This is a genomic window from Hymenobacter sp. ISL-91, assembly GCF_018613725.1.
GTDB lineage: Bacteria > Bacteroidota > Bacteroidia > Cytophagales > Hymenobacteraceae > Hymenobacter.
This window is the reverse complement of sequence record NZ_JAGGPS010000033.1, coordinates 25,142-37,200: the sequence shown is the minus strand read 5'-3', so window position 1 is coordinate 37,200 and position 12,059 is coordinate 25,142. Positions and strand designations below refer to the sequence as shown.

Annotated in this window: 8 protein-coding genes; 5 read left to right on the top strand and 3 right to left on the bottom strand. The window is 63.8% G+C overall.

Going from position 1 to position 12,059, the window contains the following annotated elements:
• Nucleotides 1-74 precede the first annotated feature (74 nt).
• Together J7E24_RS13445 and J7E24_RS13440 are read left to right on the top strand one after the other, a co-directional pair.
• A complete protein-coding gene (locus J7E24_RS13445) occupies nucleotides 75-2,585 on the top strand; it encodes a DUF5686 and carboxypeptidase-like regulatory domain-containing protein (RefSeq protein ID WP_215138671.1) in 2,511 nt (836 codons plus the stop codon).
• Between the two features lie 55 nt (nucleotides 2,586-2,640).
• The gene (locus J7E24_RS13440) at nucleotides 2,641-2,916 is read left to right on the top strand and encodes a hypothetical protein (protein ID WP_215138670.1); all 276 of its coding nucleotides are present in this window, start codon (nucleotides 2,641-2,643) and stop codon (nucleotides 2,914-2,916) included.
• A gap of 137 nt (nucleotides 2,917-3,053) precedes the next feature.
• On the opposite strand, the gene J7E24_RS13435 is transcribed toward J7E24_RS13440, so the two are convergent.
• Both J7E24_RS13435 and J7E24_RS13430 read right to left on the bottom strand, forming a co-directional pair.
• Nucleotides 3,054-3,824, bottom strand: a complete 771-nt coding sequence (locus J7E24_RS13435) for a cyclase family protein (RefSeq protein ID WP_215138669.1) — start codon at nucleotides 3,822-3,824, stop codon at nucleotides 3,054-3,056.
• A gap of 119 nt (nucleotides 3,825-3,943) precedes the next feature.
• A complete protein-coding gene (locus J7E24_RS13430; RefSeq protein ID WP_215138668.1) occupies nucleotides 3,944-4,624 on the bottom strand; it encodes an alpha/beta fold hydrolase in 681 nt (226 codons plus the stop codon).
• A gap of 332 nt (nucleotides 4,625-4,956) precedes the next feature.
• On the opposite strand from J7E24_RS13430, the gene J7E24_RS13425 reads away from it, so the two are divergent.
• Nucleotides 4,957-6,516 (top strand): dienelactone hydrolase family protein, encoded by a 1,560-nt coding sequence (locus J7E24_RS13425; protein WP_215138667.1) that lies wholly within the window; start codon nucleotides 4,957-4,959, stop codon nucleotides 6,514-6,516.
• Between the two features lie 151 nt (nucleotides 6,517-6,667).
• On the opposite strand, the gene J7E24_RS13420 is transcribed toward J7E24_RS13425, so the two are convergent.
• Complete coding sequence (locus J7E24_RS13420; protein ID WP_215138666.1) at nucleotides 6,668-7,096, bottom strand: MSCRAMM family adhesin SdrC; 429 nt, start codon at nucleotides 7,094-7,096, stop codon at nucleotides 6,668-6,670.
• A gap of 510 nt (nucleotides 7,097-7,606) precedes the next feature.
• Between J7E24_RS13420 and J7E24_RS13415 the strand changes: the two genes are divergently transcribed.
• Both J7E24_RS13415 and J7E24_RS13410 read left to right on the top strand, forming a co-directional pair.
• Entirely contained in the window at nucleotides 7,607-9,946 is a 2,340-nt protein-coding gene (locus tag J7E24_RS13415; protein WP_215138665.1) for a glycosyl hydrolase family 28 protein, read from the top strand.
• A 160-nt stretch (nucleotides 9,947-10,106) separates the two neighbouring features.
• Nucleotides 10,107-12,053 (top strand): glycoside hydrolase family 88 protein, encoded by a 1,947-nt coding sequence (locus tag J7E24_RS13410; RefSeq protein ID WP_410779734.1) that lies wholly within the window; start codon nucleotides 10,107-10,109, stop codon nucleotides 12,051-12,053.
• Nucleotides 12,054-12,059 lie beyond the last annotated feature (6 nt).

The following is a 12,059-nucleotide window of genomic DNA, read 5'->3' as shown; positions in this document are numbered from 1 at the left end:
TTTTCCCGGCCAGGGAGCTTATCTTACTGCGGCTAGCCTTGCCTAAGGCCGGCTACCTTGCTGCCTGTTTGTTTATGCGTTTTGCTGTTCCGCCCGTTTTGCTGTTGCTCCTGTTTCTTACAGGACCGGCAGCGTGGGCCCAGCGCGTCAGCTTCAGTGGGCGCATCACCGAAACCAACGGCCAGCCCGTGCCTTTTGCCTCGGTGTTTGTGCGCGGCACCAGCCAGGGTGCTACCGCCGACGAAAACGGGCGCTACCAGTTCACCCTTACCGGCGCAGCAGACACGCTCACGGCTTCGGCCATTGGCTTTGCCCCGGTCGGGAAGGCCATACCCAGCACCGCCGCCCGCCAGACCCTCAACTTTGTGCTCAGCAGCGGCGGCGTATCGCTCGGCGAGGTGGTGGTACGGCCCTACGAAAACCCGGCCTACCGCATTCTGCGCCGCGTGGATGCCAACCGCCGCCGCAACCAGAAAACCAGCCTCACGGCCTACGACTACGACAGCTACGCCCGCAACGAGCTGCTCCTCAACAACCTGCCCGACCAGCTGAGCCGCCGCAAGCTGCTGCGCCAGATGACGGCCGTGGCCGACAGCATGGGCCTGGAGCGCGACGCCAACGGCCGGCCGGTGGTGCCCATTTTTGCCTCCGAAGTACTGTCGCACTACTACCAGAACAACGAGCCGCTGCGCCAGCGCGAGGAGGTGGCCAAAACGCAGATGCACGGCGCGGCCCCGCGCGAAGGCTCGGTGGTGTCGCAGATTATGGGTTCCTCGTTTCAGGACTGGGATTTTTACCGCAACTGGATTCGCATTGTGGGCAAGGACTTCGTTTCGCCCATTGCCGAGGGCTGGAAGTTTTCCTACGAGTACGAGCTGCAGGATTCGCTTATGGTCGGCGACGACTACTGCTATAAGCTGAAGGTAACGCCCCGCCGCCCTCATGATCTGGCCTTCCGGGGCACTATCTGGATAACCACCGACACGTACGCGCTGCGCAAGCTCGATGTGGAAGTCAGCACCCAGGCCAACCTCAACTTCATCGAGCAGATTGCCGTGCGTCAGGAGCTTTCCCCCACCGAAGCCGGGCCCTGGCTGCCCACCGTCACGCGCTTCGTTATCGGCATCCGGCCCAGCCAGGGCAGCACCGGCGTGCTGGCCCGCATCAGCACGGTATACACCAATTTCCAGGTGAACCAGCCCCGGCCGCTGGCTTTCTACGACAAGCCCCTGGAGGTGGCCGCCGACGCCTACGAGGTGCCCCCCGGCTACTTCGCCGCCAACCGGCCCGACTCGCTCAGCCGCCAGGAGCAGCTCACGCTAATGGTGCTCGATACGGTGCGCCAGCTGCCGGCTGTGCGCTCGGTGATGGAGCTGGCTGATATTGTGGTGAACGGCTACTATCCGCTGGGCAAAGTCGATTTGGGGCCTATTCTGGCCACCGTGGGCTACAACAACATCGAGGGCCTGCGCCTGCGGCTGGGCTTCCGCACCTCCACCGAGTGGAGCCGCGACTGGCAGCTGCGGCCCTATTTGGCCTACGGCTTCCAGGACAGCCGCTTTAAATACGGCCTGCGGGTGCAGCGCATCATCGACCGGCGGCACTGGACGGTAGCCAACTTCGAGCACCGCCACGACATCGACCAAATAGCCCTGCTCGACAACGACTACGCCCTCGAAAACCCGCTGTTTGAGGCGGCAGCCCGCCTGGGCAACATCAGCAACAGCCGCCCGCTGCTGCGCGATGTAACCAGCGTGGCGGTGCAGTCCGATTTGTTCCGGGGCTTCACGCAGCGCGTCATGCTGCGCCGCCAGCAGTTTCAGCCGCTCTACCCGTTCCTGTATTACACCCAGGAGGCCCGCCCCGGCAGCCCTACCACCGCCGGTTTTACGCTCTCGGAGGTGATAGTGGAGTCGCGCTACGCCCGCGACGAGGTGCTGGTGGCCAACAACCAGAACCGCCGCACGGCCGTGGGCCTAAAGCGCTGGCCGGTGTTTACGGTGCGTTACACGCTGGGCCTCAATAACCTGCTCGGCTCTGATTTTCGTTACCAGAAATTCAACCTGCTCATCGACCACAGCCTGCGCCTGGGCCAGCTGGGCCGCACCACCTACCGCATTGATGCCGGCTACATCCCGAGCACGGTACCCTACCCGTTGCTCAAGAGCCACCTGGGCAACCAGTCGTTCTTCTACAACGCCGGGGCCTATAACCTGATGCGCTACTTCGAGTTCGTGAGCGACCGGTACGCCGGCCTGCAGCTGGAGCACCAGTTCGGGGGCTTCCTCACCAACTCGCTGCCGCTTATCAAGCAGCTCAACTGGCGGCTGGTGGGCACTACCAACCTGCTTTGGGGCAGCGTCAGCGACGCCAACCGCCGCATTACGCCCACCACCGACCCAGCTACCGGCCAGCCGCTGCCGGCCTTCCAGTCACTGAGCCGCCTGCCCTACGCCGAGGTGGGATACGGTATCGAGAACATTTTTAAAATTGTGCGGGTTGACTTCCTGCACCGCCTCACCTACCGCAACCGGCCCGATGCCCGCACGTTCGGGGTGAAGCTCAGCCTGAAATTCAGCCTTTAATTTGAAGTCGCGTGCGCTACCTGCGTTGCGCTGCACGTTGCAAACTCCACTACCTATGGCGAAGTACGAAGTTGATAACCTGACCCTAGCCGAGGCCACCCGCCACGCCCCGTTCATCGACTACGCCCGCTGCCTCGACGCCGACCAGCGCCCGCACAACCACGTGGGCGACTGGCCCGAAGCCGGCCGGCTCTATCCCATCCGCACTGTCGAGTCGCGCATGGAGGGTATGGCCCTGGTTCATGTGCTGGGGTTCGAGGGAGAAGCGCCCTACTACAACGCCTTCGCTCCCCACCGGTTCGAGCTGCTGCTCACGGTGTGGCTGAACTAAGCGAACTACCGCACGGTGTAGGGCGGGGGCAAGCCCCCGCCCGCCGTTGAACGATTGTCGTTGACGCGACGCGAACGGCGGGCGGGGGCAAGCCCCGCCCCTACACCGTGCGGTAACTGCGCAATAGCAGTTACCCACTAACTGCCCAGCGCATACAGCACCGGTTTGCTGGGGCTGGCGTCCAGCTCCAGGCTGGTTATCTGCAGGTTGAGCAGGTACAGGCCATCTTCTACGGCATCGGGCACGAAGATGAGCTCGGTGATAGTAGCCTGCTGGCGCGTGGCGTGGGGGTACTGCCAGAAGGCGTGGTGGGCCAGCAGCTCGCCCCCATCCTCTTCGCGGTCGACGCTGGGCAAGTCCAGCAGCAGGTGCTCGATGTGCTGCTGGGCCAGGTAGTCGGCTAATGCGGGTTCGAGGTAAGTAGGATTGGTGCCCGAGTACTGGCGGGTGCGCTTGGCGCGGTGGTTAGGCAGTGTGCGCAGAATCAGGGCTTCGGGGCGTACGGCGGCTTCCGGAGCACCTTCCAGCTCGCGGCGCACGTCGGCCAGCATCACCACCTCGTCGCCGTTGGGCTGGGGCCGCGGTTGCACCGATACCAGCCGGGCCACAAACAGAAAGCGGCGCAGACAGCGGTTAAGCGTGGCCTCCGGTGCGGCCGAAATATGGCCGTAGCACTCGGTATGCGTGCCGTTGCCGTGGGGCGTTACGTGCACGCGCTTATAATTGGTGCTACCGCCGGCCGCCACGCTGCCCACAAAGTCGCCCACCCGAATCACCTCAAACTCCACCGGCTCGGCCCAGAAGCAGTTCACCTGCCCCTCGCCCGGCGCCAGCGGCAGCGAAATATCCAGCGGTGCCTGTGGGTTGAAGCTGAACGAGCGGCCGTGGTGCGGGTAGGTGGCAAGCATAGGTTGGGGCGAGGGATGGGGTAGGATGATAAGACAAAGGTACTGTCATCCTGAGCGGAGCGAAGGACCTATTCACGTTTAAATAGGTCACTGGTGCGTGATAAGGTCCTTCGCTCCGCTCAGGATGACAGTCCTTTTATACCCCGCCCCAACTCCAACCCGTTCAGAATCCCGGCAATTTCTTCGGCGTGGCTGAGTACCATGAAGTGGCCGCCGCCCCGGATGCGGTGGTCGATGGGGCGGTTGCCGGGCGGAAACACCCGGTCGCGGGTGCCCAGCAGTTGCACGGCGGGCGCCACGCCGGTGCTGTTCCAGTGCAGCAGGCTATTGATGGCCCAGCGGGTATAGCGCGGCTCCATATCGAGGAGAATATGCCGGAACAGTCGGCACTCAGCCCCATTGCTCACCCCAAAATACAGCTGCCCGGCCCTTGGAAACAGCTTCAGCCATTGCGGCGGCACCAGCCGGTACAGCCCCGAGGCCCGCACCAGCCGCAACAGCCACGGCAGACTCTGAGCATTGGGCAAGCTGCTGATGAGCACCGGGCGCAACGCCGGCCGCAGCCGCTGCATTTCCAGCGCCACCACCCCGCCAAACGACACGCCCACCAGCCAGCCCGTCGCGTCCACCGGAATAGCCCCGGCCATCCGGGCCGCGTAGTGCGGCAGCGGCTCGTCGGCCGACTCGGGTGGCAGCCAGGGCAGCACCTGACTTTCACCGAGCAGCAACGGCTGCAGCCGCTGAAACACCCGCTCGTCGGCTCCCAGCCCCGGTATCAGATAAAACACAGGCTTGTTCATGTTGTGTGGAGAAGCCGGATGAGAGCCGCCGCCAGCTTCTCCAGCTCAGCTGGCTAGCGGCGACTGTATAGAATATGTTGGCGGTAAATCTACTTCCAGAAACCCAAGCGGCCCAAGCGGTTCCTGCAATGCCCCAGAACGCGAGAGCAGCGCAACGGCTACCCGGTTGGGTGCTCTGCCTCCTGCCCACGCGGACGCAATCCATTAGCGTTTATAGCCCTTTACTACACCAGTAGCTCAATGAGGACGAACACCTTGTTTCAGAGAGCAGGCTGCATAGTTTTGTGCGAATATTTCTAGTACAACTGCCTCCTTCTCTTTTCACTGCGTCCATGTTACGTTCTTGGTTCTGCCGAATTGCCTTATTGCTGCTCTTGTGCCCACTGAGCGGCGTGGCGCAGGCCTCCGGCTTTGCCGGCCTCCAACCCGGCCCGCATCGCGTGGGACTGCGGGTGGTGCAGCAATACGACTATGCGCGTTCCTACAAGGGCAAAACCGACCTGATTACGGGCCAGCCGTACCCGGGTGAACGCGCCCGGCCCGTGCAAACCCTGGTGTGGTATCCGGCCGCGAAAGCGGGTACGCCCCTGCGGTACGCCGATTACCTGCGCACCGAAGCCACCGATGAAGTATTTGCCCGGACGGAGGCGCAGGTAGCCGGTTTTATAGCCGCGCAGCGGCAGAGCGCCGTCGCCAACCTGGGGCCCAGGCAAGCACAGGCGATGCTCGACCAGCGCATGTGGGCCGCGGCGAATGCTCCGGCGGCAGCGGGCAAATTCCCCGTAGTTATCTACGCTGCGGGTGGCGGTGGCGTGGCCCACGAAGCAGCCGACCTGTGCGAGTACCTCGCCAGCCACGGCTATGTGGTGCTGGCCAGCCGCAGCCTGGGCACGCGCACTAGCCTGATGAACTTCGACCAGGAAGGACTCGACACCCAGGCCCGCGACATAGCCTTCCTGCTGGCCTACGCGCATACGCTCCCGCAAGCCGATATGGCCCACGTAGCTGCCGCCGGCTGGAGCTGGGGCGGGCTGGCCAATGCCCTGGCAGCCTCCCAAGATTCGCGCATCGACGCGCCGGTCAGCTTCGATGGCACCCAGCACCAGGATGACACCAAGTCGGTGGTTCGCACGCGGCTTACGCAGCCATGGCTTTACATTCAGCGTCGGCCCGAGTCGGTGCGCGAGCTGAGTGTCAGGGGTATGGAAACCTCCTCTATACTGCTGAACGAAGCAAAGTATGCCGACCGGTATCATATAGTCATGAACCCGATGGAACACGTGGACTTCTCCACGCAAGCCCTGCGCCTGGCCCCGCCGACATACTTCACTGAGTATTTGCGCGCCGAAGTGGAAGCGGCTTACCGCTGGACCTGCCGCTATACCCTGGAGTTTCTGAACGCCACCCTCAAAGCCAGCGCGGCCGGCCGCCAGTTCCTCGACCGCACGCCGGTCCAGAACGGCGTACCCGCCCACATGGCCCGCCTCGACTATCTGCCCGCGCAAACCGGCCCGGTACCCACACAGGCGGGCTTTGCGGCAGCCCTGGCCCAGGAGGGCTTTGCGCACGCGCTGCCGATATACCGCCGGATGCAGCAGCAGGATGCCACGTTTTCCCTCCCGGAAGGGGCCCTTAACTCCTGGGGCTACCAGCTGCTGCGCGAGGCGCACGATTTGCCGGCGGCGCGGTCCATTTTCCGCCTGGGCACGGAGCTCTACCCTGGTAGCGCCAACCTGTTCGACAGCCTGGGCGAAGCCGATGAGCTCAACCACGACCCGGCCGCCGCCATCACACACTACCGGCGTTCCTTGGAGCTGAACCCGCAGAACGGCAATGCCCGGCAGCGCCTGCAGGCCCTGGGTGCCCCCGCACCGGGTTTGCCCGCCAACTAGTACTGCACCCATAAGGCTGCCAGCGGCTATACTGAACCAGTAAGAGTTCGTACGACAGCTGCGGGGCGGCAACGTCCGAAACAAGCACGCCCCCTACCGGCTTGGCGGGGGGCGTGCTTATTTCGGGTAACTATGGTAGCCCCCAAAGGGCTTACTGCAGCGGGGTGCTGCCGATGTCCGTGAGCTGGTCGTTGATTGCAACGATGCCGGTACGGGTAACCTGCTTGTAGCTGCTCTGGTTGGCTGGAGTAGTAGTAGTGGTGGGGGAAAACTCGACCCGGTAGGTGCCCGAGGGCAGGGCGCCCAACTGGAAGGCGCCGGCGGCGTCGGTGGAGGTACTGAACGCGTCGGCGGGCGTGATGGACGAGCGGATGGCCAGCACCTGTGGCAGCGCCGCGGCCGGCGTTACGGTGCCGCACAGGCCACCCCGGATATCCTGGGCCACCACCCCGCCAAACGACACGCCAAACGACACGCCCACCAGCCAGCCCGCCGTCCCCGCCGCAATAGCCTCGACCATCCGGGCCGCATAGTGCGGCAGCGGCTCGTCGGCCGATTCGGGCGGCAGCCAGGGCAGCACCTGGCTTGCTGCGCGCAGTAGCGGCTGTAACTGCTAAAATACCCGCTCATCGGCTCCCAACCCCGGTATCAGATAGAACATATAGTGGTTGTATGAACGGTACACCGGTTACGAAACCGCTATAAGCAGAGCGTGGTGTGCAGACCCACCTGAGTTCGGTTGAAATCATCAAAACGCCAGGCTACCCCCGCCTTGTTGCTGTACCGCATTGCTGCCGGGCACCTGCGGAAATGCAATTAGTAGTGGCCTGCTGCCGTGGCCGGAACCAGGGGCAGGAAGGGGCCTTCCGACCCCGCCCGTGCGCAAAAAGATAGTTTGGCAACGTTCCCGACATCGATTGCGCAGAAATTACGAAGCATAAACCCCCTTGCTGCTTGTAAATAGGCTATCCTTAGGTAACCTGTACCACCTGAACGCAACGTCTGTATCCTGGTAAACTGCTGTTTTCCCGTTTGGTAGCCCGCGCTCCGCGTGTCTGGCTGAATCCCCCGCCATCCCACTCTCTGTTCTATGAAATACCTGAGCCTCCTGCTGCTGGCCGTTGTGCTGCTGGCCTTCCGACCGGCCGCCGATGAGCGCCAACCCACCATTTTCCTGGTTGGCGACTCCACGATGTCGGACAAACCGCTGGACAAGGCCGAACGTGGCTGGGGTATGTATTTCCGGCAGTATTTTGATGCGGGCGTGAACATGCAGAACCACGCCATGAACGGCCGCAGCACCCGCAACTTTCGCCACGAGGGCCGCTGGGCCAAGGTGCTGGCGCAGCTGCAGCCCGGCGACTGGGTGCTTATCCAGTTCGGCCACAACGACAGCAAGCAGGAAGACACGGCCCGCTACGCTGCTCCCCAGACGGCCTACCGCCAGAACCTGACCCGCTACGTGCAGGAGGCCCGCGCCAAGGGTGCCAACCCGGTGCTGCTCACGCCCGTCGGGCGCCGCTACTTCGATGCGGCCGGCAAGCGCAAAGACGACCACGGCGAGTACCCCGCCGTGGTAAAGCAAGTAGCCAAGGCGCAGAAAGTACCGCTCATCGACCTGCACGAATCCAGTTGGGCCATGTACAGCCAGCTGGGCGACGCGGGCAGCAAACCGCTGTTCTGGAGCTACCAGAACGGGGCCGATAACACCAAACTCGACAATACCCACTTCTCGGCCTACGGGGCCGAGCGCGTGGCGCAGCTTGTGGCCCAGGACATCAAGAAGCTCAACCTGCCGCTGGCCAGCCACCTCAAACCCCTGGCTTTTGCGGGCAAATACGCCTTCGAGCTGCCGGTGGTGCTGCAGCCCAGCTTCCGCAAGGACACTTTCAACATCACCAAATACGGCGCGGTGGCCGACGGGCAAACGCTCAACACCGAGGCTTTCCGGCAGGCCATTGCCGCCTGCAGCCAGCGCGGCGGCGTGGTGCTGGTGCCCCGCGGCCTCTGGCTTACAGGCCCGATTGAGCTTAAAAGCAACGTGAACCTGCACGTGGCACAGGGGGCGCTGGTGCAGTTCAGCAACCGGCTTTCGGACTTTCAGCTGATTAAAACCAACTGGGAAGGCGAGGACGCCGTGCGCAACCAGTCGCCCATTTCGGGCTACGACCTCGAAAACATTGCCATTACCGGCCAGGGCACTTTCGATGGGGCCGGCGACGCCTGGCGCATGGTGAAAAAGGAAAAGCTCAGCGCCGGCCAGTGGCAAAAGCTCGTTAAGTCGGGCGGCGTGCTCGATGCCAAGGGCACCACCTGGTACCCCACGGCCGGCTCGCTGAAGGGCTCTACCCTCAACAAGCCCTGGACGCTGAAGGCCGGCCAGGAGCCCGATTACAGCCAGTACGCCGAGTTCAAGGACTTTTTGCGGCCCAACATGCTGAGTTTGCAGCGCTGCAAGCAGATTCTGCTGGAAGATTTCACCATCCAGAACTCGCCGGCCTGGACCATCCATCCGCTGCTGTGCACCGATATTACGCTACGCCGCGTAACGGCCCGCGCGCCCTGGTACGGCCAGAACACTGATGCGCTGGACCTCGAATCGTGCCGCAACGGGCTGGTGGAAGGCTGCACGTTTGATGTGGGCGACGACGGCATCTGCATCAAGAGCGGCCGCGACGAAGCCGGCCGGCAGCGGGGCGTGCCCACCGAAAACATCATCATCCGCGACACGAAAGTGTATCAGGCCCACGGCGGCTTCGTGATTGGCTCCGAAATGTCGGGCGGCGCGCGCAACATCTTCGTGAGCAACTGCACCTTCATCGGCACCGATGTGGGCCTGCGCTTTAAAACCACCCGCGGCCGCGGCGGCGTGGTGGAAAATATCTTTGTGGACGGCGTAGACATGGTCGACATTGCCGGCGAGGCTATCCTGTTCGATATGTACTACGCCGCCAAAGACCCCGTGCAGCTCAATGGCGAGGCCCAGGGCATCCCCGAAATCAAGGCCGAGCCGCTGAACGCGGGCACGCCGCAATTCCGCGGTTTCCGCATCAACAACGTCACGTGCCGGGGCGCGCGCACGGGCATTCTGGTGCGCGGCCTGCCCGAAATGCCGGTGCAGGATATCGTCATCGAAAACACGGTGCTGCAAAGCCGCGAGGGCCTGGTGTGCCAGGAGGCGGAAGGGCTGCGCTTTACCAACCTGACCCTTATTTCGCAGCAAACCAGCCCCGTGCTGGAGGTGCAGAACAGCCGCAACATCACCTTCGACAACCTGCGCTACGCCCCCGATGCCGAGCTGCTGCTGCGCGTAAGCGGCAGCCGCAACCAGAACGTGGTGCTGCGCAACACCGACACCAAGGCCGCAAAAAAAGCCCTGGAACTCGGCCCCAAAGTGTCGAAGAAAGCCGTTTCGGTGTCGAAGCGATAGTTGGTACCCCGCCCCCGGCCCCCTCTCCGAAAAAGGAGAGGGGGAGCCAGTCAAAACCCTCACATTATTTGTGCCTGACCACCTACAGCCAAATCGTTCGGCTCCCCCTCTCCTTTTCCGGAGAGGGGGCCGGGGGGTGAGGCCCTCCATCCGCACCGCTATGTTCTTTCGCTCCTTCCTGCTTGCCGGCCTGCTGCTAACGACGACGGCAGCTTCCTTGCCCGCCCAGGCGCAAACTGCCGCTGCGGCCCGGCCCCTGTCGCAACGCATGGCCGACGCGTTCATTAGCTGGCACCCCGATTCCATCGTTATCGGCAACCGCAAAACGGCCCGCTGGGACTACGAGCAGGGGCTGATGCTGAAGGCGCTGGAGCGGGTGTGGCAGCGCACCGGCGACGCCCGCTACTTCACCTACATCCAGCAGGACCTCGACCAGTTCGTGCGGCCCGACGGCAGCATCCGCACCTACAAGCTGCAGGACTACAACCTCGACAACCTGACCACCGGCCACGCCCTGCTCACGCTGGCCCAGATGTCGGTGCCCCAGGCCGGCAAGTACCGCAAGGCCGCCGAGCACCTGCGCCAGCAGCTGGCCGAGCAGCCGCGCACCAAAGCGGGTGGCTTCTGGCACAAAAAGGTGTACCCCAACCAGATGTGGCTCGACGGCCTGTACATGGCCGAGCCCTTCTATGCCGAGTACAGCCAGCTGTTCAACCAGCCCGTCGGCTTCGACGATATTGCGAAGCAGTTCGCTTTGATTGAGCAGCACCTGCGCGACCCCAAAACCGGCCTCTACTACCACGGCTACGACGAGAGCCGCACCCAGCAGTGGGCCAACAAAACCACCGGCCAGTCAGCCAATTTCTGGGACCGGGGCCTGGGCTGGTACGCCATGGCCCTGGTCGATGTGCTCGACTACTTCCCTCAAAACCACCCCCAGCGGGCCATGCTCGTCAAAAGCGTGCAGCGCCTGGCGCCCGCGCTGGTGAAGTACCAGGACGCCAGCACCGGCACCTGGGCACTGGTGCTGGACCAGGCCGCGCGCCCGGGCAACTACCAGGAGGCGTCGGGCAGCAGCATGTTCGTGTACTTTCTGCAGAAAGGCGTGCGCCTGGGCTACCTCGAAAAGCAGTACGCCACCGCCGCCCGCCGTGGCTACGAGGGCCTGCTGAAGCAGTTTGTAGCCCAGGAAAACGGCGCGCTGGCCTTCAACGGCACCGTGAGCGTGGGCGGGCTGGGCGGCAAGCCCTACCGCGACGGCAGCTTCGAGTACTACCTCACCGAGCCGCTGCGCCAGAACGATTTGAAAGGCGTCGGCCCCTTCATTCTGGCCAGCGTGGAGATGGAAACGGCGGCCGAGCGCGCCGCCCTGGGCCCCGGCAAACGCGTGGCCCTCGACAACTACTTCAACCACGAGCTACGCCCCAGCCCCTTCAGCGGCCAGCCCGAAACCTGGCACTACACCTGGGCCGACCGCACCCACGGCGGCTTCTGGCTCTGGGGCCAGCAGCTGCGCGACCTGGGCGCCTGCACCACCATGCTGCCCACGGCGCCCACGGCCGCCAGCCTCAAAAACGTCGACGTGTACATCATCGTCGACCCCGATACCAAAAAGGAAACGCCCGCTCCCAACTTCGTGCGGCCCGCCGATGTGGCCGTGCTCACCAAGTGGGTGAAGGCCGGCGGCACGCTGGTGCTGATGGCCAACGACACCAGCAACTGCGAAATCCCGCGCTTCAACACGCTGGCCCGGGCGTTCGGCATCGAGTTTCAGCCCCTGAACCTGAACATGGTGAAGGGCAGCCAGTTCGAGCAGGGCCGGGTGGCGCTGCCGGCCGGTGGGCCGGTATTTAAAACGGCCACTTCGGCCTACATCAAGGAGCTGGCCCCGCTGACCGTGCAGGCCCCGGCTCAGCCGCTGGTAACCCAAAACGGCCACGTCATCATGGCCACGGCCCGCTACGGCAAAGGCCGCGTATTCGCCGTGGGCGACCCTTGGCTCTACAACGAATACGTCGACGGCCGCAAAATCCCGGCTTCGTTCGAGAATTTCCAGGCCGCCCGCGACCTGGCCACCTGGCTGCTGCAACCTGCCGGGCGGAAGTAGTGGTAC